General features: G+C 26.8%; 21 protein-coding genes. 9 read left to right on the top strand and 12 right to left on the bottom strand.

Annotated elements, in window-relative coordinates:
* The first annotated feature begins 64 nt into the window (after positions 1-64).
* A complete protein-coding gene (locus BUA62_RS06300; RefSeq protein WP_072864624.1) occupies positions 65-2,152 on the top strand; it encodes a methyl-accepting chemotaxis protein in 2,088 nt (695 codons plus the stop codon).
* Positions 2,153-2,272: 120 nt separating this feature from the next.
* Here the strand turns inward: BUA62_RS06300 and BUA62_RS06295 are convergent, their stop codons facing one another.
* The 10 genes from BUA62_RS06295 to BUA62_RS06250 all read right to left on the bottom strand — a co-directional run bounded on the left by BUA62_RS06295 (position 2,273) and on the right by BUA62_RS06250 (position 12,107).
* A complete protein-coding gene (locus tag BUA62_RS06295) occupies positions 2,273-3,241 on the bottom strand; it encodes an asparagine synthetase A (RefSeq protein WP_084670730.1) in 969 nt (322 codons plus the stop codon).
* Positions 3,242-3,519: 278 nt separating this feature from the next.
* Positions 3,520-5,379: a DNA mismatch repair endonuclease MutL gene (gene mutL / locus BUA62_RS06290; RefSeq protein ID WP_072864647.1), complete on the bottom strand. Its 1,860-nt coding sequence runs from the start codon at positions 5,377-5,379 to the stop codon at positions 3,520-3,522.
* Between the two features lie 4 nt (positions 5,380-5,383).
* A complete protein-coding gene (rlmB, locus tag BUA62_RS06285; RefSeq protein WP_072864622.1) occupies positions 5,384-6,106 on the bottom strand; it encodes a 23S rRNA (guanosine(2251)-2'-O)-methyltransferase RlmB in 723 nt (240 codons plus the stop codon).
* The gene (locus tag BUA62_RS06280; protein WP_072864619.1) at positions 6,106-6,528 is read right to left on the bottom strand and encodes a Mini-ribonuclease 3; all 423 of its coding nucleotides are present in this window, start codon (positions 6,526-6,528) and stop codon (positions 6,106-6,108) included. Before BUA62_RS06280 ends, rlmB begins: the two co-directional genes overlap by 1 nt.
* Before the next feature lie 16 nt (positions 6,529-6,544).
* A complete protein-coding gene (locus BUA62_RS06275; protein WP_072864616.1) occupies positions 6,545-7,192 on the bottom strand; it encodes a response regulator in 648 nt (215 codons plus the stop codon).
* Complete coding sequence (locus BUA62_RS06270; protein ID WP_072864613.1) at positions 7,177-8,724, bottom strand: ATP-binding protein; 1,548 nt, start codon at positions 8,722-8,724, stop codon at positions 7,177-7,179. The genes BUA62_RS06275 and BUA62_RS06270 overlap by 16 nt, the downstream gene beginning before the upstream one ends.
* Before the next feature lie 29 nt (positions 8,725-8,753).
* The gene (locus tag BUA62_RS06265; protein ID WP_072864611.1) at positions 8,754-9,134 is read right to left on the bottom strand and encodes a DUF1987 domain-containing protein; all 381 of its coding nucleotides are present in this window, start codon (positions 9,132-9,134) and stop codon (positions 8,754-8,756) included.
* A gap of 15 nt (positions 9,135-9,149) precedes the next feature.
* A complete protein-coding gene (locus tag BUA62_RS06260) occupies positions 9,150-9,695 on the bottom strand; it encodes a SiaB family protein kinase (RefSeq protein ID WP_072864608.1) in 546 nt (181 codons plus the stop codon).
* On the bottom strand, positions 9,673-10,194 hold the full coding sequence (locus BUA62_RS06255) for a GGDEF domain-containing protein (RefSeq protein WP_047265887.1): 522 nt from the start codon (positions 10,192-10,194) through the stop codon (positions 9,673-9,675). The genes BUA62_RS06260 and BUA62_RS06255 overlap by 23 nt, the downstream gene beginning before the upstream one ends.
* A 218-nt stretch (positions 10,195-10,412) precedes the next feature.
* Entirely contained in the window at positions 10,413-12,107 is a 1,695-nt protein-coding gene (locus BUA62_RS06250; RefSeq protein ID WP_072864606.1) for a cache domain-containing protein, read from the bottom strand.
* A 129-nt stretch (positions 12,108-12,236) separates the two neighbouring features.
* Here BUA62_RS06250 and BUA62_RS06245 point away from each other — a divergent pair, with 129 nt between their 5' ends.
* The 6 genes from BUA62_RS06245 to BUA62_RS06220 all read left to right on the top strand — a co-directional run bounded on the left by BUA62_RS06245 (position 12,237) and on the right by BUA62_RS06220 (position 19,157).
* Positions 12,237-13,169, top strand: coding sequence for an enolase C-terminal domain-like protein (locus BUA62_RS06245; protein WP_072864604.1), 933 nt, complete (start codon positions 12,237-12,239; stop codon positions 13,167-13,169).
* A 178-nt stretch (positions 13,170-13,347) separates the two neighbouring features.
* Positions 13,348-15,237, top strand: a complete 1,890-nt coding sequence (locus BUA62_RS06240; RefSeq protein WP_072864602.1) for a hypothetical protein — start codon at positions 13,348-13,350, stop codon at positions 15,235-15,237.
* A gap of 71 nt (positions 15,238-15,308) precedes the next feature.
* Complete coding sequence (locus tag BUA62_RS06235) at positions 15,309-16,040, top strand: hypothetical protein (protein WP_072864600.1); 732 nt, start codon at positions 15,309-15,311, stop codon at positions 16,038-16,040.
* The gene (locus tag BUA62_RS06230) at positions 16,037-17,422 is read left to right on the top strand and encodes a hypothetical protein (RefSeq protein ID WP_072864598.1); all 1,386 of its coding nucleotides are present in this window, start codon (positions 16,037-16,039) and stop codon (positions 17,420-17,422) included. Before BUA62_RS06235 ends, BUA62_RS06230 begins: the two co-directional genes overlap by 4 nt.
* A gap of 12 nt (positions 17,423-17,434) precedes the next feature.
* Positions 17,435-18,673 carry an isoamylase early set domain-containing protein gene (locus tag BUA62_RS06225; RefSeq protein ID WP_072864595.1) on the top strand — a complete coding sequence of 413 codons (1,239 nt, stop codon included), beginning with the start codon at positions 17,435-17,437 and terminating at the stop codon, positions 18,671-18,673.
* Positions 18,674-18,830: 157 nt separating this feature from the next.
* Entirely contained in the window at positions 18,831-19,157 is a 327-nt protein-coding gene (locus BUA62_RS06220; protein ID WP_143148338.1) for an enolase-like domain-containing protein, read from the top strand.
* 173 nt (positions 19,158-19,330) lie between these two features.
* Here BUA62_RS06220 and BUA62_RS06215 read toward each other — a convergent pair whose 3' ends face one another.
* Together BUA62_RS06215 and BUA62_RS06210 are read right to left on the bottom strand one after the other, a co-directional pair.
* Entirely contained in the window at positions 19,331-19,657 is a 327-nt protein-coding gene (locus BUA62_RS06215; RefSeq protein WP_072864591.1) for a hypothetical protein, read from the bottom strand.
* A gap of 2 nt (positions 19,658-19,659) precedes the next feature.
* Positions 19,660-19,989 (bottom strand): hypothetical protein, encoded by a 330-nt coding sequence (locus BUA62_RS06210; protein ID WP_072864590.1) that lies wholly within the window; start codon positions 19,987-19,989, stop codon positions 19,660-19,662.
* Positions 19,990-20,317: 328 nt separating this feature from the next.
* On the opposite strand from BUA62_RS06210, the gene BUA62_RS06205 reads away from it, so the two are divergent.
* Entirely contained in the window at positions 20,318-20,653 is a 336-nt protein-coding gene (locus BUA62_RS06205; protein ID WP_072864588.1) for a L7Ae/L30e/S12e/Gadd45 family ribosomal protein, read from the top strand.
* Complete coding sequence (infB, locus tag BUA62_RS06200) at positions 20,646-22,811, top strand: translation initiation factor IF-2 (RefSeq protein ID WP_072864586.1); 2,166 nt, start codon at positions 20,646-20,648, stop codon at positions 22,809-22,811. The genes BUA62_RS06205 and infB overlap by 8 nt, the downstream gene beginning before the upstream one ends.
* Positions 22,812-23,161: the final 350 nt, after the last annotated feature.

Genomic DNA, 23,161 nt, shown 5'->3' with positions numbered 1-23,161 from the left:
AATGAGGCTTTAAAAATTAGTTATTATAGTGTATAATATTAATATAGTATCTGGAGGTGAAAAAATGAGTTTAAAAGCTAAAATCATATTAGGATTTTCTGTAGTATTGTTGATAGCTGTCATGATAGGAGTTTTAGGGCTATTATCAACAAATGAATTAAAAAATAGTGTTTCAAATATTGCAAATGAAACCCTACCAAAAGTTCAAAAAATATTATCAATTCATCAATTACAAACGCTTATTGAAAAAACTGAAATGGCATTACTCGATTTAACAGATCAACAACTTAGAGATAATGAATATCAGGGTATGCAAGAAACATGGGATTCAATTAATAAATTGATTAAAGAATATGAAACATTTAATTTGAATGAGGAAGAGATGAAATATTGGAAAGAATATAAAAATAGATTAAACGCATGGAAAAGTGCTCATGAAAGTTTTATAGAACTATCAAAGAAATTGGATGAAACAAAAATACTTGATCCTAAATCATTAAAACTTGCTGTAAAAACCTATGAAAGTGAATTATACAGATTGGCATGGATTATTGAAAAAGCAATAGTAGAAAAAGAGCCATTTAATGAAGAACTAAATCCAAGAAAAAGTGCTTTTGGAAAATGGTTAGATAGTTATCAAACAGAAAATGACTATTTAGCTGATATGTTTGAAGAAATGAAAAAATATAACGAAGGATTTTTAAAAACAGCTAAAACAATAAATACGGTAATAAAGAAAAAGAATGAAAAGCAAATAGAGTTAATGCAAAGGGTTTATAATAATTCACTTATACCGTATCTGGAAAATATTTTTGACACATTTGAAACTATTAATCAAATAGCAGATGAAGCCTTGCAATTAAAAGAACAAATGGCAGACCAGAGTTTAAATATTAACTTACCTCTTTTTGAAAGTGCATCTGAAGTATTGAAAAAAATAGTTGATTATAATAAAATTCAAGCAGCAAAGAAAGCAGAAGAAACAACATCGAATGCACAAAAGGCAATAACTATAGTTATTTCATCGATAATAATTGGTGTAATTTTAGCGATTATTTTTGCATATATTATTATAAAAAATATTATAAAATCAATTAATTTGTTAAGAGGAAAAATTCAGAAATTTGGTAAAGGTGATTTAACAATTGATTTTAAACTTAAAGGTAAAGATGAAATAGCTCAAATGGCTAAAACATTAGATGTAATGGCAAGAGATTTGCGTGATTCGATGAAATCAATATATGAAGCATCAAATAAATTATCATTATCCTCGGATTCGCTTGCATCAATTTCAGAAGAACAAAATGCAATTTCAGAAGATTTAACATCCCAATCTAAAATTATAGAATCAAATACTGAAGATGCGTCAGCATCCGTAGAAGAGGTTTCTTCAGGTGTAGAAGAAATTGCGAGTTCGGCACAATTGATTTCGACAAATGCGGAGGAATTATCTTACAAAGCTAATGAAACATCAGAAGCAGCTTTAAAGGGAGAAAAATCAGTTAATAAAATAGCAGAAATAGTTGAAACAGCAGTTGAAGAATCAAAAGATACACAAGAGAAAGTTAATGATTTATCAGAAAAAGTTCAAAATATTGGTGATATTGTAGAGACTATAAACAAAATTACAGAGCAAACAAATTTATTAGCGTTAAATGCAGCAATCGAGGCAGCAAGGGCTGGTGAAGCTGGGAAAGGATTTGCAGTTGTTGCAGATGAAATAAGAAAACTTGCAGAGCAAAGCAAATCATCCACTGAAGAGATAGCAAAAATCTTAATTTCCGTAAAAGATGGGGCATTGAGTGCAAATAAAGCTACAAATAAAGTAGTTAAAATTATAAAAGATATAGATAATGAATCTGACAATATAGTTTCTCAATTTAATTTAATTCGTGAGAAAGTAGAAGAGATGAATATGAAAGTACATGAATTGTCTTCGGCAGCAGAGGAACAAAGTGCATCTACAGAAGAAATGGCCGCTGCAATGGATAGAATTTCAAAAACTATAGAAGAAATATCTGATCAGGTAAAACATATGGTAAGAGCTATAGAGCAGCAAAATCAGAGTTCTCGGGAAGTTAATAATTCAGCAGAAGAGGGGAATAAATTATCTCAATCATTAATGCAATTAATAAAAAAATTCAAGATATAACATATAATAAAGGTACATTTACAAGCACTTTTATTATAGTGAGTAGATAAAAAGCAAAATTGCGAAGACATAAAATAAATAATAATATCAATATAATAAAAGGGGCTAATGCCCCTTTTATTATATTGAGTGTTTTCCAGGTGTTTTAGCAAATAAACGAGTTTTTTCTACATGATCTAATGCAAGAACCCATCGTGTGAATCTTTCTATTCCTATACCGCATCCGGCAGAATGCCTTAATATTCCGGCTTTAGCAACAGCTAAATAATCTTCAAATTGTTCGGGTGGAGTATTTTTCAATTTCATTCTTTTTAATATTTGTTCATATTCATGTTCTCTTTCTCCCCCGGAGATAGCTTCTTCAAAACCTTCAGGGTATATGAGATCAAAGTCTAATAAAACATCTGGTCTTTTTGGATCTTGTTTGTCATAAAATTCTCTATCCATTAATGGAATATCAATCATCCAAAACGGTTCATCAGCATTTAAAGAAGCAATTTTTTCATAATCTCTTTCTCCATATTTCTCTTTTAATTCTTTAACAGTATAACGTTTAAACGGTTTGGAAGGTGTTTTTAATGACGGATGATATTTTCTAATAATATCAGGATATTTTTTCTTTATAGTTTTGATTGTGTGTATAATAGCATCTTCCATTATGTCAAAAACATCTTCTCTGCTTGCTTCTAACATTTCCATATCTATTTGAACAAAGTCAAACAAATGTCTTCCAGAGTCCATTTTATCTTCTGTTTCAAGACGAACATTTGGGGATACAATATATATTTTCTTATGAACTAAAACTGCTACCTGTTTGTGTAGTATCATAGATTTTGTAACTGAATATTTTTGACCATAGTATTCAAATTCTGCTTCAAAGTGAGGATGGTTTAATGGATCCGTTATTGGAGAAACTGTAACTGGTAATAATTCCACAAACTCTTTTTCATCCAGGACATGTCTAATGCTTTTTAAAATTTCACTCTGTACTAAAGTTGCATCTTTAAAAACAGGATTTTCTAAATATTCCTTAACTAATTCCACAGTATCAACCTTTCTTACCATGCTTTCTACACTTTTTTTTGTCATAATACCCTCTCCCTTCAAATGTAATTTATAAAATTATATAGAATCTCTCCCTCTCCAAATTTTTTTAATAAAAAAACCGGCGCTGGTATGAAAACATCCAGCGCCGGTGGATTATAAACGACGAGTTACCTCGCGTTGCACCAACGCTGGTTGATATTATTATTATTTAAATTATTTAATTTTATTGATATTGTTATAATCATAAGTAACACCACCTGTTGAATTTTTTTCTATTATACTATAAAAAAATTTTAATGTCAAGTATTTAAAATAAAAACTCAACTTCTTTCAAAAAACTCATCTAATTTTTTTAACTGTAATTCCATTGAAATAGGTCTTCCATGTGGGCAAGTTAAAATATTATATTCAATAATTTTAGAAATTAATATATCTAATCCAACAGGATCATCACCAGTTTTTACAGCAGCTCTACATGCCATAGTTGCAATAGCATGATCAAAAATCTTTTCTGGCGATTCTATCCCTTCCAACCTAAGTTCATCCAAAATTTCAATAATGGTGGTTTGTGGATCATTTATTTTTATATTAGATGGAAATCCTATAATGTAAAACTCATTATTTTCTTCCGTAATTTCAAAACCTAATTTTCTAATTTTTTCAATATTGTTTTCTAGTATTTCTTTTCTCGTTTCGTCTAGATTTAATTTTATAGGTAACATTATCATTTGTGTAGTAATATTTCCTTTTTCAAAAAATATTTTCTTTAAATCTTCATAAATTACTCTTTCATGAGCAGCATGAAAATCAATAAAATGTATAGAGTCTTTTAATTCAAGAATTATATACCTATCAGCAACTAAACCAACTATTTTATAATAGCTAAAATCAATAGATTTTTTTTCTATAGTATTTTCAGGGTTTACATGTTGTGATTTTAAATAATTTATATTTTGGTTTATATCTTGTATGATTTTCTTTTCTTCCTGTTTTTGATGAAGTTTTTTTTGCATAATAGGTAAAGGCTTTTTTTCTATTCTTTCACTTTTTCTTTCTTTATTAATTAAAAAAGTTTCATATTTTTCCTCAAGTTCAGAGACAGTTGGAATGCTATTTTCATAAGTTTTTTGTATAACTTTTTTAGTAGTATAAGTGTCATCACTAGCATCTTCCACATTAATAGACATTCTGAAAGTAGTTTTGTTAATAAGGGTTTCCCTTATTAATCTTTTAAATTTATTATATATGATTCTCGATTCTGATATTTTTACCTCTAATTTTTGTGGATGGACATTAATATCAACTTCTTTTGGATCTATTTCAAAAAAAACAATACCATATGGATGCCTTCTTGATTCTAACATTTCGCCATAACCAGATTCAAAAACTGCAAATAAATCACCAGATCTGATATATCTGTTATTTATAAAAAATATTTGAGCTGTTCTGTTGTTTCTGGTTACTCTGGGGTGAGAAATAAAGCCTTTTATTTTAAACCAGGATTCTTCTATATTGAGTTCAAAAAAATCATCTTTTTTTGTTTCTGGAAAAATAGTATTTATTTTTTCTATTAAAGGTATATTTTTAGAGATGGAATATATAAGTTTACCATCTTTAATATAATCTATACCAACATTAGTTGCTAAAATAAATTTTTCTATAATTTCAGTTATCATGCGGCCTTCGATGGCTGCGGATTTTAAAAATTTTCTTCTTGCGGGAATGTTAAAGAATAAATCTTTTACTTCTATAGTAGTTCCATTTTGTGCAGCTGTTTTTTTTGTGCTGATAGGTTTAGAACCAACAAATTCGATGCTTGTTGCAACATCATCATCTTTTCTTTTAGAGGTTATTTTCATTCTTGAAACTCTTGAAATAGCTGCTAGAGCTTCGCCTCTAAATCCGTATGTATGAATATTGTATAAATCATTAACGTCTTTTATTTTACTTGTGGTATGTGGTTGAACAGCCAGTAATATTTCCTCTTCAGACATTCCTACACCATTATCTGTAATTCTAATATATGTTTTTCCACCATCTTTTATTTCAACAGTAATTTTGTCAGCATGGGCATCAATGGCGTTTTCAAATAGTTCTTTTACAACAGCAAAAGTTCCGGTAACTACTTCACCAGCGGCGATTTTCATTATTACCGATTCGGGTAATTTAACAATAGCCATTAAATCACCTACCACTTTTTTGTTTGAAAATTTCAAATAATAATATTCCCGCACTTACGGCAACATTTAAAGATTCGACATTATTTGCCATTGGAATAGAAATTAAAGCATCACATTTTGATTTAACTTTTTCTCTAATACCGCTTCCTTCATTTCCCATAACAATAGCAACGTTTCCAGTTAAATTTGTTTCATAGTATATATTATGACTCATGTCAGCACCATATACCCAAAACCCGTGTTTTTTAATAGTCTCAATAAATCTTGAAATATTAGTTACTTTTAAAATAGGAATTCTAAAAGCCAACCCTACTGAAACTTTAATAACAGTTGAGGTTACTTCGACGGAGTTATCCTTAGGAATAACTATTAAATTAGCATCAGCAGCGAGAGAAGATCTAATAATGGCTCCGAAATTATGAGGATCCTGAATTTGATCCAGGATTACAATTGTAGCGTTTTCTCTTAAATTATTCAGAATAGTTTCATCAACATATTTAAATTCTTTTCCAATATCTATTACAACACCTTGATGTTTTGAAACATTAACCATTTTTTGTAGAACATTATCAGGTGCAAAAGAGAAAGAATATTTATGTTTTTTGGTCAATTCAATTAATTCTTTAAATGTTTTATCTGTTTTTTTACTATCGGTAAAATAAATGTTTTTTACAGGATAATGTGCATTTATAATTTCTTTTAATACATTTCTGCCATATACATACATTATTTTCTCTCCCCTAATACGTTTTTAGAACTTTCTAAAATTTCATTTAATCTTGAATAATCTTTTTTTAAAAATAGATATCCAATAACAGTTTCAAATGCAGTTGCTTTTCTATATTCTAAATCATTTCCACGCTTTTTAGCGCCTTTTGAATTAAGTCCTCTTTTATATATATTTTTCTCTTCTTCATTGAAAGAATTTAAAATATTATCAACTATTTTAGCTTGTGCCTTTGCACTAACATAATTTTTACTTTCATTATGTAACTTACCTGCTTTTTTTCTACCAGTATCTATAATATAATTTATAAAATATAAATTAATTACAGCATCTCCAATATATGCAAAGGTGTCTACAGGCACCTCTCTTAAATCTTTAATCTTACTTTCGAATAACTTACCTAAATTATTAAATTCACTCATTTTGTACTCCCTTCAATTATTTTTCAATTTCTGCAATTCCACCATGATTTCTAATTTTTATTATAATATCATTTAATGATTTCTCTATTTTTCCTACACTTTCATTTTTATCAAAATAGCTAAATACAATTTTTAAAGGTTTAATTATTAATAATCCATCTACAACTTTATTAATTTTTTCTATGGTTTTACCATTTAATGGTTTTTTTATATAAATTGTTAGAGTACTATTAAAATTTTTTACATCTAAAATATTTTCTTCTTCTCTTTTATACAATTTCCTAATTTTAGAAATTTTATTTTGAGATATTTGAATTTTCTCGAATGCTTTCTTTAATTTTTCTTTATCTACTGGTTTAATTATAAAATAGTCAGCTCCATAATTTAATGCTCTAAATATTTCTGGTTTTTTATTAGAAACGCTTATAACAATTATTTTTAAATTAGGGAATTGTTCTTTTAAAAGTTTTATAGCGTTTATTCCATCGGTATTTTTTAAGTATAAATCTAGGGTTATAACTTCTGGGTTTAGTTTTTGACATTTGTTGATAATACCGAATATATCATCAAATTCTCCAACAATTTCATGTCCTAATTCTTTCAAATATTTTTTTAAAATATTTCTAATATTTATATTATCTTCAATAATCAATATTTTTGACATAGATACCTCCTGGGAATTGTGATGTTAAAAGTTGTACCTTTATTTGGTTCAGAATAAACGGAAATTTTACCATTTAAAATTTCAACTTCATTCTTTACGGAATATAATCCAATTCCTTTTCCAGCGTATATATTTGATTCATATTTTGATGTATAGCCATATTCGAATATTTTATCTATATTTTCTATGCCTTTTCCATCATCTGATATTATAATATGAATAATATTTTCTTTTTCATATATTTTACATTTAATATTACCACCTGGTGTTTTATTTAAAATAAGTCTTTCTTCTGGTCTTTCTATGCCATGTATGACAATATTTCTAAATATATGGATTAATGACTTTATAAAGTCATAATAATCATCAATATCTATAAACAAGTTAGAGTCAATTTCAAACGAATCAATCTTTTTCCCAAATTTCTCTGCTAATTCAAAGGTATATTTTTTATATGTTTCAAATATATCTTTTATATCTTTGAAATAAAGTTTTTTTATTTCAGCCAATATTAATTGAGAATATTTTTCTGGTAAAATATTTTCAATATATTTTTCTAAAATTATTATTTTATTTTTATCTATCCAGATCATTTCGTTTTTTAGAAAATCTTTTCCTAAAACACTATTGATAAAATTCAATTCTTCATTTAGAAAAGTATTTAGCTTTCTGTCTTTTATAAAAGTTACTACTTTATTTTTATCTTTTATATTTGATTTTTTTAATAAATCTAATTCATTTTCAAGTTTATCTAAATTTTTTCCGGTTTTTATAAAGTGCCACTGTAAAAATAAACCTTTATAAGTATGTATATTTTTATAAAAATTCATAATAAAATCTTGAATTGAATATACAGATATATCATTATATATCTGTTTTGTAACATATCTAATATAATCCTCTATATTCTTTTTTAAAATATCTCTATTCATTACAACATTCAATAGCATTTTTGTATTATTTTTTTCATTTTCTATTTTTTCTTCTAATTCTTTTTTTTCCGTAATGTCTTGTATTATGCACATAACCCTTTTTACAGAGTCTAAATAAATAATCTTATATTTTACTTTTAATATTTTATTATTTATTTTAACTTCATCTGGTAATAATTCCAAATATACATAATCTTTTTCATCATTTTCAAAAATATGAGATAATATTTTTTTTTCGATTTCATAATCTGAATTATATAATAATTCTAAAATATTTTTTTTTGAAATATCATCTGTTTCAAAAATATTTAAACATTCCTTGCTATATTCATTGTGAATCAAGAAATCTTTTCCAAACATTAAAAAGCCTTCATCAGAGTTGTCCAATAATAACCTTAATCTTTTTTTTGTTTCAATTAACATCATTTGATTAATATCGCTTATCTTAGAAATCTTTTTTGTTTGACTCAACAAGTGCTCATAATCTTTGATCAAACATTCATATTTATCAATTAAATTTTCCACAGAAAAACTATTATTTTTTAAAAAAATTTTATGATTTTCCAATTTCTTATATTCATTTGAAAAAATACTGTCCATTAAAACACCTCTTTGGGAGAATAATCTCACTATTTTTTTATTAGTGTAAATGGTATGGTTAAATCTTCCATAAAATTTTCCGCTATTTCATAAGAAAATTCATTATCTTCATCATAATACCAATTAATTTTCACATTTTTATTCTTGTTATAAGCTTCTTCTAAAATGTCTAATATAAACATAATTGATTTTGTGCTACTGGTATTTAAATAACTAATATCAAAATTAAAAATAACTTCTGTTTCAATATCTAAATTATTTATATAATTTTCTAACCATTCAAATATAGGATTATAAAAATCAAAGGAATTTTCTGGATATGATTCACCTTTAATAGATAAGATGTTTTTTTCAGGATCAAATATTATTTCTGGTGTAGATTTAGTTGGTTTAATAATTAATTTTTCCATTTTAATACCTCCTATTTAGACCGTTATTACTAGAATAAAATAATAATAATTATTATCGAGTTTAATAAAATCATATTCAAATTTATTTGAAGCCCTTTTAGCCATTTCAAGAAATCCCAAGCCAGCACCGCCGGTTTTGCTTTTGAAATTTTCTCTTAATCGTTTTTTATATAATAATTTAATTTCATCTTTACTTAAGGAATTTATCTCATCTATACGTTCTTTAAGATTTTCTATATCCTCTTTTTTTACTATATTTCCAGAACTGATAAAATAGTTTTGTTCGTTTTTTCCAATTAATATTATTGATTCTAAAAATACATGATTGATTTCTTTTTTAGATAAAATTCGTTCATAGTTTTTAATGTTTTGACTTTGTTCAATAAATACAGAAAAAATATTGTTAGAAGATGTGTTATGATTTTTATCATTTTTTATATATTCTCTCAATGCTCTTCCTATTTCTTCTATTATACCTTGAGAAAATGGCCCTATAAAACTCATAATAATATTATTTTTTCGAATTTGATCTTTAATTTCAAGAATGTTTTTCGGATTCAAAAAACTCCCCCCTTTGATAGAAAAATATTTTATTTCTTCCAGAATTTTTTGAATTATATAATGCAGTATCAGCTATATTTATTATTTCGTCGATGTTTTCTCCGTTATAAACAGTTAATCCAATACTTGCGGTTATGTTTTTTAAATTTTTATCTAATAAAATAATTTTTTTAAGTTTATGAGCCACTTTTATAGCAGATTTTAAGTTGGTATTAGGCAAGATTATTAAAAATTCGTCTCCTCCCCATCTGAAAACAAAGTCGATTTTTCTTAGGTTTCTTCTTAATATCTTTGAAAGTTCTATTAAAATTCTATCACCAATATTATGTCCAAATGCATCATTAATTTTCTTAAATTTATCTAAGTCCATCATAATTAAGGAAAACTTTCTTCCTTCTCTTTTATATAAATTGATTTGATAGTTAATGATTTCATCGAATTTTAGTCTATTATACAATCCAGTTAATGTGTCTTTTTCAGATAAATTTTTTAAATAAATATTTTTTCTTTCTAATTTCTCCTTTAGTTCAAAAAGATAATTATCCTGAATATCTGAGATATGAATTAATTTGTAATATTCATCAAGTAATTTTTTATATTCATCTAATAAAGATCTATATGATTCTTTTAAAGAATCATAAGAAGGATTTTCCTTTAAAGTATTCTCAGCCTTTTTTATAATTTCAAATTCTTTTTTTAAATAAATAATATCACCACCTATAATTTGAAACCTATAACAGTAATGTCGTCTCTTTGTTCTTCATTTTTCATATAATTTTTCAGAAATTTCTCAATTTCTTCTTTCTGTTTATCCATCGGTTCTTTATAAATGCTATTTAATAAATTAACAAAATTTTTCCTGCCCAATCTTTTTCCCTCAGGATTATTTTGATCTTCATATCCATCAGAAGTTATATAAAAATTCATGTTACTTTCAATTTCAATAATATGTTCACTAAAGATATAATCAGTTTTAGACCTTTTATATCCAATACCCTTATTATCTCCTTTTACTCTTATGGTTTTATTATCTTTTGTATAATACAAAGATATACCAGCACCACTATATGTTAATTTGTTATTCGAAATATAACAAAGACCTATTTCCATTCCATCATCATATCTATAATCATTATTATAAGAGTTAATAGCATTTTTAAATAAAATATTTAATTTTTGAAGTATATCTGAAGGACTAACTAAATTTGTATCGTCTATAATTCTGTTTAATATAGAATTTGCAGTCATTGTCATCAAAGCTCCAGGCACCCCATGACCAGTACAATCAACTACTGCAATATAGAATGAACCATCATTTCTTTCTTTATACCAATAAAAATCGCCACCTACAATATTTGAAGGTTTCCATAGTATAAAAAAATCTTTGAATTTGTTTTTTAAAATTTTTTCAGATGGTAATATAGAATTTTGTATATTTTTAGCATATAAAATGCTGTCCATAATTTTTTTGTTTTTTTGTTCTAACTCTTTTGTTCTTTCTTCAACCAACTTTTTTAACCTGAAATTAGATATTAATATACTTTGTAATATAACAAAAGATAAAAGTAAAGAAATAGATATAATAGAATAAGAAATTACGCCTTTGTATATGGGTGACATAACTTCAGCTTTCTCTACCATAGTAACAATATACCATCCAGATGAGTTTAATTTAGTATAAGCTATGTAATAGCTCTTATTATTAATATTATCTTTTATAATTCCTTTTGATCCAACGAAATGAGTATATTCAAATTTTTTGTTTATATTTTCTATATTTTTGTGTAGAATTATAGTTCCTTTGTCATTAATAACAAAAGTTTGTCCTGTTTTGTAACTTAATTCGGAGTTTATTAAGTTTACAAAATCACTAAGAGAGCAATCTATAGATAAGACACCAACTACTTCATTTTTCTCGTTAATTAAAGCTTTTCCTGTAGAGATTAACCATATTTTTGTTTTATATTCTTCATAAGGTGTTCCGATATATACACTTTTAGGATTTTTAATACCTTCAATATACCATGGTCTAATTGTTGGATCATATTCTTCAGGTACTTCCCAATCGTTAATAACTAATTTTTTGTTTTTATAACCAGTATAAATGTAAGCGATATTTTTATTTGAATTCTTGTAATTTTTCAATATTTCTAAAACTTTTTCTTCACTTTTTTTAGAAAATCCAGCATTGATAAAATCTTTATCTTTTGCAAATGTTTCTGTAAAATGAATTAATTCTGTAAAATAATCATCAATGAATGTAGCAACAACAGAATTCTCACTTTTAATATAGTCTTGCGCTTTGCTTAAATTTATATTATAATAGTTAATAGAAAAAAACAATCCCATCCCTATTATCAATAACATAGATATAAATAATAATGGGAAAATGATTTTATGCCTATTCATCATAATATTAACCCCCATATCTCATATATTTATTTTAATATTATATATTTATTATATCAGAAAAAAGTATAAATACTTAAATATTTTTTTAATTACTATAAATTATAAATACCTAAAATCAGGAGGAAAATTATGAATAGAAAAAGAGATGTATATTATTGGCAGGAAAGAAGTATATTAAAATATTTAAAGAAAGAATGGATAGAACATGCTGTTTTCAAAATAAATTCAAATGGAATTGAAGGAATAGGAGCTGGAACTCCAAATGCAGATTTTGGCGAAACATACAAAACAACAATGGCTATAATTGAGAAGATGAGAAAATTAACCGAAGAATGGGAAGATTTGAACAATTATGCAGACTTTGAAAAAGTAATGAGTAATATAGTTAAATTTGATATGTCATCAAAAACAGCCGTTGAAATTGCTATTGCTGATTATATCCTAAATTCTAAAAATTTAGATTTGTCAAAAATACTTTTTTCAAAAAAAGATTTAAACGAAGAGATGAAAAAATTATATGTTTATAATGATATGGGATATGCTGTTTATGATGAATTAATAGATGCATTAATGGTTAAAATTGAATTCATTGAAAAATTGTCTTTAGAAGAATTAGAGATATTAAAAGCAAATATTGATAAATACAAAATATGGATAGATTTTAAAGGTATATTTAACCATTATGAAGTAAAAAAAATACTTGATGTATTTAAAGGGCTTGATATAATGGCAATAGAACAACCATTACCTATCGGGAGTGAATTTGCAGTAAAAGACCTTTTGACGAAATATCCTGTTTTTTGGGATGAATCCTTTAAAACACTTCAGGATATAATAAGATTAAAAGATATTTCTGCAGGATTGGTATTTGAAATCACAAAATTTGGGGGATTATTAAAAACTTCTGAGTATTTAAAAGTTGCTGAAAGTTTAGGTTTGGAAACAATGATTTCATCAAGAATAGAACATCCAATAACATTAGATTGGACGAAAAAGATAAAAGAATCATTTAATTATATAGATCTTAATTATGAACATTATATAGAAAAAACTTCTAAGTAAGGGATCCAAAGGATTCCTTATTTTTTTTAAGAATTTTGCTGTTAATATTAAATAATTATAAATAATATAATAAAATTATATATAATAACTTTTTTTCGCATTTCTTGCTTAAAAGTAAAGAGGTATAATATTATTGCAACAAAAAGATAACAAAATTCTTATAACAGGAGGGGAAATTATGAAAAAGATTTTTATTTTTTTTAGCATTACTGTATTATTATCTTTATTTTTAGTAGGATGTTTTCCAAAACCCGAAGAACCTACTAAACTAGAAGATGGATATTATCTTTATTTTTCTAATAGTGAAGAAGGATTTAAATTTGATTTAATTCCTGACTGGAAATTTTCACAGCAAAACGATGGAACATATAAATTAGAAATTGCTGGATCAGATTTAATAGATAATGTTCCAGCACCAACTAATAATGAAAAAGTATGGTGGTGGAAAGTTGTTCAAATAACGGGAGATAGTTCAATTGCATATGGTGGATTTGAAAAGTTTGATCCAAGTGTTCCAATAGATCCGGATGTTGTTAAAAATATGGACAAGGTAATATTCTATTTTGATCCATCAGCAGATACAACAACTGATCATAAAACAATAGCAGGAGTAATGGGAGATAATACAAAAGACGCTTCTCCAATATATTTTGTTGGAACTCCAACAGGGTGGAACTTTGTTGAAATGACAGAGGGGAGTTATACAACAGAAAAATCTACAAAAACAATTTTTGGACCCGAAAATCCACTTGAATTCAAAATTGGTGTAGGAGTTAATAATTGGGATAATGGACCATTTATATTTAGCGAAAATCATTATTATGGAACGGGTGGAAATACTTTAGCATTTACCTCAGGAAATTATGCAATGGGAGCGAGAATAAAATTTGATCCACATTTTTCAAAATTAATTGTTGAACCTTTAGACGAAATTAAATCAATCTCCGAAGTTGTTAATGATATAGATGTAAATGGAACACATGATGCTTCCTCTATTGGTATTGTGAACTATAAATATAGCACATATGTATTTATTCAAGATGAGACAAAAGGAATTGAAATATACAAGCCTGCTAATATTGCTAATTTGAATATAGGTGATTTAGTATATGTTGAAGGATCGGTAAGTCATTTCATAGATTCAACTAATAATGTATATAAATATAATTTAAACGATACAGCTTCTGTAACTGTTTTGAAATCAAATGTAGAAATAATCCCCGTAGACATAAGTGGGGTTGAAATAGCTGACAATTGGGATTATTATGGAAAATTAGTAAAATTTGAAGGTGTATGTAAAAATATAGATGATGGATATAATAATGCTACTTTTGAATCAAATGGTGCAACAATTGTTGTAAAAAATTATACGACAACAGAATTCAGTACTGATATAACTTATAATATTACTGGAGTTGTAATGTATAATTATGATCAATTAAAAGTTGTTCCGAGAGATGAAAATGATATAGCAGCACCTGGACAAATAATTATAGATGGCGATTTATCAGATTGGACAGATTATGCAACAAAGACAGTTCTTGATGATGCTGCAGATGATAGCAAATGGGGGTCAGACAATGACGTAAATTGGATAGGTGTTGCAAATGATGATAAATACTTATATATAGGAGCAAAATATAAAGCTTCAGGCAATGGTTTTATTATATATTTTTCTGTAGATGGTGCTACTGGTGGAGCAACAGACATGAATTTCGGAAGTTGGCCACGAGCAATTCAAACTCAAGATGGAACACCAATTCATGGTTTTGTAGCCGCTTGGGAACATGGAGATCCGCAACTGTGGATTGTCGAAGGGACAGAAACAAAAACAGATATATCTGGAAAAATAGATCAAAAAATTAATGCTGATCCGGTTATGGAAGTTAAAATTAAATTATCTGATTTTGGTTTGACTAAAGGAGACAAATTTAAATTTGTTGGAACAATAGTAGGAGGAGATGGTTCTTCGTCACCAGATACAATTCCAAATAATCCTTATCCTGAAAATTGGGATTGGAATGTACCTTTAACAATTATTAATATGGTAGAATATACAATACAATAGAATATTTCATGATTAATATCCCCACCTCAAATTTGGGGTGGGTTTTTTTAAAGTAAATGGAGGTGATGTTTTTGAAAAAAATATACTTTTTATTATTTCTATTATCTATACTTTTTATTTTTTCTAGTTGTTTAATGAAAGTTCTTGATTTATCTGTTCCTGAAGGTATATATGTAGGATACGACGGGAATAATTGGTTACAAACAGATGATAAAACATTGATAGAAAATAGTAAATTTACATACGATGAAAATTTGAAATTATATAAAGCAACTATCGATGCATCAAATATAATATTTAATGAAATTGATAATAATGGAAATAAGTTTAATATTGGATATTATAAGGTATATTATGTAAAAAGTGACGGTAATATTGTTTCAGATTCTATTCCAATATTAAAATCAGCAGTAACTCAAAATCAGATTACAGTATATCTAGATCTGGATAAATTAGAAGCGGGAAAAGCCGTAGGAGTAGGAGATGATACAAAATTAAATATGAACTGGTACGCAGCAGGTACTTTTAACAATTGGACTCCAAAACAAATGAATAAGATGGGTGATTACTTTGAAATAACTATTAATTCTTCATATAACAAAGGAGATAATATAGAATATAAAATTCCTGTTTCGACAACTTGGATGCCATGGCAAATGATATATAATGGTGAAGTATATTCTGATTCATCTCAAAATCAAAAATATACTTTTAAAAATAATGTGACAGGATTTAAGATTAAATTTTATTCTTTAATTAGTTATGTGGAGATTGAAGAAATTAAGGTTGGTGATTCTCAATGAGAAAAATAATAATTATACTATTTTTATTATTATTATTTATAATTGGATTATCGGATATTCAAATTAATGGTTATTTTGAAACTTCATGGACATACACCATGGAATCATCTCCCGCACAGTTTTATTATAATGGGTTAAAATTAGATTTGTATATTAAACCGGACGGTTCGGATTTTTCCGGTAGTTTAAATTTGAATAAAGGTGATGATGATAAATATTATATTACAGATGGTGAGTTTGATTTTAAATTCGGGAGTAACTTATTTAAAACGTTATGGAAGAAAAAAAGTGTTAATACAACTGATTGGATAAATGCGTTTAATAATGAAAAAATAGGGGCGGTCGATGGATTAGTATTAAAATATGACCTTCCAATAGGAAACACAGAAAATTTTTTATTTAAAAAAGATGGAGGATCTTCATCATTTTTGATTTCACATGTTAGAGGAATTCCTTTAGGAAACTTTTATTATAGCTTTATTTACTCGAAAGAATATTACACAAAATATAATTATATAAACTGGAGGTTTTATGATTACAATTTAAATTTAGGTAAAACACAATTTTTTGGTGAATTTGGTTATTCATATGATAAAGATGAGTTTTATTTAGAAGATAATTATCTTCTTTTTTTGGGTAATAGAGTAAATTTAGGTAGAATTAGTAATGCGATATTTTTAAAATATTTGGCTCCAGCTTTTAATAAAACATATCTGCCTGATAGTTTTTATAATAATATTAGAAATGAGTTAACCTTAAACAATGTAGGGATTAATGTTGATTTTGATTATTATTTTAAAAATAACAAGATTTCCGTTGAAAATTTTTCTCTAAGTCAATTAAAAGGTTATTTAAATTATAATAACTATAATTATCTTTACATAGGAATACCTGTTGTGAATGATAACTATAATTTAAACGATCTGGAATGGACAATAAACTTACCATTTGATTTACCACTATTTGGTAAGTTGAATTTATCGGTATATAAAAAAGGAATAGAAGATGATTGGACTAATATCAAGAAATATGGTGATTTCTCATTTTCTTCAAATTTAAAAGGGAATTTACTAGGTTATTATTATGATATATCCTATATTTTTGGAAATAAAGATGTTAATATAGAAAATTCAACAGTGTACGGTGGAGGTTTTTCCGAGGTGTTATATGGTTCATTATCAAAATCATTTGGGAATTTAAATCTATTTGGAAAAGGCATGTATATATATGGAGTAATAGAGAGATATAAAACTATGTATTTAGAAGCAAAATATACAGGCTTTTCTAATATGGAATTATTATTAGGGATTGGTGATGGAAATTTCGGTGCGTCAAAAGAGTTTAAAAAACAATTATCTTTAACAGTTAAAACAGGCTTTTAGGAGGTGTGTTTAATGAAAAAAGTATTATTAACAGCATTTTTAATTATATTATCAATAGTGTCTTTTTCTAAGGTATATGTGTATAAAGGTGTTGTAGTTTTTGAGTATAAGGATTTAACAGCTTCTTCTGTATATTTAGCTGGTAGTTTCAATAATTGGGATTCTACAGCATTGCAAATGAAAAAAATAAAAGGTGGACTATGGAGGATAACATTGAAACTTTCACCAGGTGACTATCAATATAAATTTGTAATAAATGGAACAGATTGGAAAGAAGATCCAGAAGCTCCAGACTATGCACCAGATGGGTTTGGTGGGAAAAATGGTGCATTTTCATTAGTTTTAGAAAATGGCGAGTTAAAAATAAAAAAAGCAACTAAACAAGAATTTGGTATTATAAGTGGATCATATGTGTTCGATTTAAAATCAAAGATAGATACCGACACATATTCATTGAAAACACCAACTTTAAGTCATGTTTTTAATTTAAAAATAAATCCTGAAAAATCAGGTATGAAATTTGAAGCTAATTTGGTCGCGGATAACAGTTCGTGGCAATTTAGATTAGAGTCATTAAAAGTAAGATGGGAGAATAATAGATTTGTTTTTGGATTATTCAATAATTCATCAGCTAATACTTTATGGAAATTTTATGAAACCAATATTGAATATAATAAATCAGGATTTTATGGTGGTATTAAATTAAGAGTAGCTGATGTTGTTGTTGATATTTATTCTGAAAATAATGAATTAAAGTATTTCACTACTGCAAAGGTAGGTTTTGAAAATACATATATTTATTTAGGATACTTACCTGCAACTGATGAAACTACAATGAATTTATATATAAGAGCGGAAACTTTGAATGTTGGTATTGAAGGTAAATATTCAGATTCTTTGGAATATTTAAAAGCAGATTTTATTAATGATAATTTATATATCGAAGGTATTTATACTCTTGTAAATAAGAATATAGAGTTTTATTCAAAGATAACATCACTTTTAGAAATAAGCGGAAATTATAATATATCTGAAAATACATATTTTTTAATAGGTGACTTAAATTTACCAATTTTAGAAGATATAAATATTTTAACAGATGTGTATTATGATAATTCAAATAATTTAGGTTATAAAATTGGAGTCGAATTTATTAATAGTAATATTCTTGCAGAACTTAAAATAGGGCATGATTTTGATATGGATTTTGAAAATTATTATTTATTCATATCTGCAAAAGCAGAATTTTAATTAATATAATAATCATAGCATATAATTGATTTAAAAAATTTTTTTGAACACAAACGGAGGAAAATTATGAATAGAAAAAGAGATGTATATTATTGGCAGGAAAGAAATATATTAAAATATTTAAAGAAAGAATGGATAAAACATGCGGTTTTCAAAATTGATTCAAATACCTGTTGGGAGTGAATTTGCAGTAAAAGACCTTTTGACGAAATACTCTGTTTTTTTGGATGAATCCTTTAAAACACTTCAGGATATAATAAGATTAAAAAATATTTCTGCAGGATTGGTATTTGAAATCACAAAATTTGGGGGATTATTAAAAACTTCTGAGTATTTAAAAGTTACTGAAAGTTTAGGCTTAGAGACAATGATTTTGTCAAGAATAGAACATCCTATTACATTAAATTGGGCAAATAAAATTAAAAAATCATTTAATTATATAGACCTTGATTTTAATCATTATATAGAAAAAACGTCTAAGTAAATATACTTTTATATAAAAATAAACATATATTTTATAAAAACAGATTTTGAAAGTCCATCAAAGGTAAAATAATAAAAATGCCGGAAGTTCCGGCATTTTTATCAATATTGATGCATGTTAATAAATTCAACGAGTATTTCTTTCTCCTGAAATGTTTCTTGGAGATATTTTTATTAATCTTTTTTCATGCCGGGTAATTTTTCAAAATATATAAAAATAGAAACTATATTCATAGCCATAACCACGGGCAGGGCCCCCCATAAAAAGAAGAAATTATTTATAACAAATAAAATAATAAGTTGTTTAGTTATTATTTTATTATTAATGTTATAGTTTTCCTGTAAATTAAACATCGCAAATAAAATGGAACTAAAAATTAAAATATATCCTATAAGATCTTTTGTTGAAACTGGATAATCACTAAATTTTTTAATTATTACGGTTAATAATATTAAAGGGCTTATACTTTTAATAACTTTAAATAATATTTTTTTATTCATTATCATTTACCCCACGAAGCTATATCAGAAGTTATTGCTCCTTCGATTGCTCCAAGAACTATTCCTCCAGCCAACCCTGATAACGTAATTGGATTAGAACTAACGGCTGCCAATCCAAGATATCCTATTGCCCCGCCAATTCCTCCCCACTTTGCTGCTTCTTTAGTTTCTTTCCATCCTTCAATACCTTTTTGGTTAAATTCTTCAATTTTTTGAGCATTTTTTTGCTGAAGTTTTTCCCAAGCTTCTGAACCTGTAACGTATTTTCCTTGATTGACATGTCCATACCCACTAACATTTCCTTCATAAATAGCATCCATTCTAATGCCCATAAAGCCACCTCCTGTGAAAAGTTTACTTTAATTGATTTTATAATAAAGAAACATAATTCCTTTCAGCATTGCTGAAAAAGACAACTTAAATTCAGGTTCATAACTAGTTCGTTTTCTCATTAAAAAAACCCCTTTCTTTTTTTCAATTTTATGATATCACTTTCTTATTTTTTGTCCAAATCTTGTAAGTGGTGAATACGGTATTCTATTTTATAGATATTCCTTTGTTAAGGATTTGTTATTTAATTTCTATGATATAATGAACATTTCTTTATTCCTATTTTATATGTTATAATTACTTTAGAAAGAGAAAATTGGGGGTAAAAGAATGAATGAACAGAAGGTTGTAAACCTCTTAGGGTTTGCCTCTCGAATGCGGAAAATTATTTTTGGAAAAGATAATATTAGAGAGTATATTAGAAATCCAAAAAGAAGAAAAAAATTTATTATTATAGCTTCTGATGTAGGTGAATCAATAAAAGAAGATACTATAAAAAGATGTCAGTCTCACAAGGTTCCTTATGTTTTATTATCTAACTATACGAAAGAACAATTAGGTAGGGCATTGGGGAAGGATGAGATAAGTGTTGTAGGAGTCCTAGATGAAAATATAGTTAATGGAATTAAAGAGGTAGTGAACGTTGGAGGTGATTCAATTGTCTAAGACGCGGGTATACCAATTGGCCAAAGAGCTTGGAAAACATGCAAAGGAATTTTTAGAAGAATTAAAGGATTTAGGATATAATTTAAAAAGTCATATGTCTTCTTTAGAAGATGAAGACGTTAAAGCTATAAAAGAATATTATGAAGCTGAAAAAGTTAAAAACAAAAAAGAAGAAAAGAAAGAAGAAAAATCTTCGCTAGTAAAAAAGGAAGAAATTAAAAAGAAAGAAACAAAAAGATATGATAAAAATAAAAAGCAAAAATTTCAGAAACATGGTAAAAAAACATCAAAAAATTATAATAAAAAAGAAGAGAAAACAGAAATAGAAGAAATAAAAGAAATAAAACTTACAAAATCAGAATTAAAATTGGATATTCTTGCTAATAAATTAGGAAAAGGTCAAAATGATATTATAAAAGAGTTTTTTATGAAAGGTAAAGTTTTAAGACCTGGACAATTATTAACAGAGGAACAAGCTGAAGAAATTGCAATGATGTTTAATGCTTTGATTGAAATAGTGGAAGAAACAATTGATCCAAAAGTTAAAGAAACAAAATCTGAAAAGATCGATCCAGAAGATGTTTTGAAGGAAAGATGGAAGAATTTGTATGAAGAAAATGAAGATAAATTAATTGAAAGAGCACCAGTGGTTACTATAATGGGACATGTTGATCATGGTAAAACAACTTTACTTGATAATATAAGAAACACAAAAGTTGCAGAAAAAGAAGCTGGTGGAATTACACAATCAATAGGTGCTTATCAAGTAAATTATGAAGGAAAAAAGATAACGTTTATAGATACACCTGGACACGAAGCTTTTACAGAAATGAGAGCTAGAGGAGCTCAAGCAACTGATATAGTTGTATTGATTATAGCAGCTGATGATGGTGTAATGCCTCAAACAATTGAAGCGTATAATCACGCTAAAAATGCAAATGTTCCAATAATTGTTGCGATAAATAAAATTGATAAACCTAATGCAAATATTGATTTAACAAAGCAACAAATGGTTGCAAAATTAAATCTCATTCCAGAAGATTGGGGTGGAGATACAATTACAGTTCCTATTTCTGCAAAAGCTGGTCAGGGTATAGATGAATTATTGGAAATGATATTATTGGTTGCTGAAATGCAAGAAATAAGATGTTATCCTGAAGGATTAGCCAGAGGGGTTATAATAGAGAGTAAATTAGATAAATTTTTAGGACCAGTTGCAACCACTATAATTAAAGATGGAAAATTAAAAGTTGGAGATTATTTTGTAGCTGGTAGTACATTTGGAAAAGTTAGAAGGATGATTGATCCAAATGGTAAAAACGTAAAGGTTGCAGGACCTTCAGATCCAGTACAAATTCTTGGATTTGAAGAAGTTCCAGATATGCACTCAATATTATATGGAGTAAAAACCTTACATGAAGCTAAAGACTATGTCGAAAAGAAAAAAGCGCTTGAAGAAAAAGTTGTTCAAAAAAGGCATATAAGACTTGAAGATGCATTAAAAATGATGCAAGAAGAAGGAGAGCAAAAAACATTAAATATTATCTTAAAAGCAGATACATTTGGTTCATTAGAAGCATTGAAAAATGCTATAGCAAAACTTGAAAATCCAGAAATAGAATTGCAAGTTATTCATGGTGGTATTGGTGCTATAACAAAAAGTGATGTTATGTTAGCAACCGCTTCTAATGCTGTTATTTTAGGATTTAGAGTAAAAGCAGATAGTGGTGCGGTGAAATATGCAGAACACGAAAATATTCAAATTAAGAGATATGATATTATTTTTAATTTAATAGATGATTTGAAAAAAGCATTACAGGGTATGTTGGAGCCTGAAGAAAAAGAAGAAATTACAGGTGCTGGGGAAGTAAAACAAGTGTTTAGAATTAAAAAGGTTGGTAATATTGCAGGGATACAATTAAAAGAAGGATATGTTGAAAGAGATGGTGGAGTAAGGTTATATAGACAGGGGAAATTAGTATATGATGGAAAAATAGAATCATTGAGACATTATAAAGATGAGGTTAAAAGAATTGAGGCGCCAAAGGAATGTGGTATTAAAATTCTGAATTTTGATGATATTAATGAGGGTGATGAAATGGAATTTTACAAATTTATCCAGGTTGAAAGAACTTTGGAATTTGGTAAAGAAGAATAATATAATATATATTAAGCTCGCTAAATGCGAGCTTGCTTTTAATGTTGAAGATTTCCGGTAGGGAGTCAAATCAGTAAAAAAGAGCAAAAAGGAAATAATTAGCTATAAAAGAAGCTAATAGTTTGAGAATATTGAAATTCAAAAATAAAAGAAAATAAATAATAAAACAAGGATGAGAAAAAATTATTTCATGGGAATATAAGGTACATTGTTTTTAAGTAAATAAAAAATAAGATTGACAAATTTTCTACCGCTTAATACAAGAGCTCTCATATGACGATGAGAATTAGATTCATTAAACTTTTTCCAGTAATATTCTTTGAAAATAGGATTATGATATCTAAGAGAAT

It is taken from the genome of Marinitoga hydrogenitolerans DSM 16785 (assembly GCF_900129175.1).
GTDB classification, from domain to species: Bacteria; Thermotogota; Thermotogae; order Petrotogales; family Petrotogaceae; genus Marinitoga; species Marinitoga hydrogenitolerans.
This window is presented reverse-complemented; position numbering and strand designations above follow the sequence as displayed.

Excerpts from the sequence above, each read along its gene's own strand:
- BUA62_RS06300 (WP_072864624.1), top strand. The coding sequence starts at position 65 with ATGAGTTTAAAAGCTAAAATCATATTAGGATTTTCTGTAGTATTGTTG.
- BUA62_RS06295 (WP_084670730.1), bottom strand. The coding sequence starts at position 3,241 with ATGACAAAAAAAAGTGTAGAAAGCATGGTAAGAAAGGTTGATACTGTG.
- mutL (WP_072864647.1), bottom strand. The coding sequence starts at position 5,379 with ATGGCTATTGTTAAATTACCCGAATCGGTAATAATGAAAATCGCCGCT.
- rlmB (WP_072864622.1), bottom strand. The coding sequence starts at position 6,106 with ATGTATGTATATGGCAGAAATGTATTAAAAGAAATTATAAATGCACAT.
- BUA62_RS06280 (WP_072864619.1), bottom strand. The coding sequence starts at position 6,528 with ATGAGTGAATTTAATAATTTAGGTAAGTTATTCGAAAGTAAGATTAAA.
- BUA62_RS06275 (WP_072864616.1), bottom strand. The coding sequence starts at position 7,192 with ATGTCAAAAATATTGATTATTGAAGATAATATAAATATTAGAAATATT.
- BUA62_RS06270 (WP_072864613.1), bottom strand. The coding sequence starts at position 8,724 with ATGGACAGTATTTTTTCAAATGAATATAAGAAATTGGAAAATCATAAA.
- BUA62_RS06265 (WP_072864611.1), bottom strand. The coding sequence starts at position 9,134 with ATGGAAAAATTAATTATTAAACCAACTAAATCTACACCAGAAATAATA.
- BUA62_RS06250 (WP_072864606.1), bottom strand. The coding sequence starts at position 12,107 with ATGATGAATAGGCATAAAATCATTTTCCCATTATTATTTATATCTATG.
- BUA62_RS06245 (WP_072864604.1), top strand. The coding sequence starts at position 12,237 with ATGAATAGAAAAAGAGATGTATATTATTGGCAGGAAAGAAGTATATTA.
- BUA62_RS06240 (WP_072864602.1), top strand. The coding sequence starts at position 13,348 with ATGAAAAAGATTTTTATTTTTTTTAGCATTACTGTATTATTATCTTTA.
- BUA62_RS06230 (WP_072864598.1), top strand. The coding sequence starts at position 16,037 with ATGAGAAAAATAATAATTATACTATTTTTATTATTATTATTTATAATT.
- BUA62_RS06225 (WP_072864595.1), top strand. The coding sequence starts at position 17,435 with ATGAAAAAAGTATTATTAACAGCATTTTTAATTATATTATCAATAGTG.
- BUA62_RS06215 (WP_072864591.1), bottom strand. The coding sequence starts at position 19,657 with ATGAATAAAAAAATATTATTTAAAGTTATTAAAAGTATAAGCCCTTTA.
- BUA62_RS06210 (WP_072864590.1), bottom strand. The coding sequence starts at position 19,989 with ATGGGCATTAGAATGGATGCTATTTATGAAGGAAATGTTAGTGGGTAT.
- BUA62_RS06205 (WP_072864588.1), top strand. The coding sequence starts at position 20,318 with ATGAATGAACAGAAGGTTGTAAACCTCTTAGGGTTTGCCTCTCGAATG.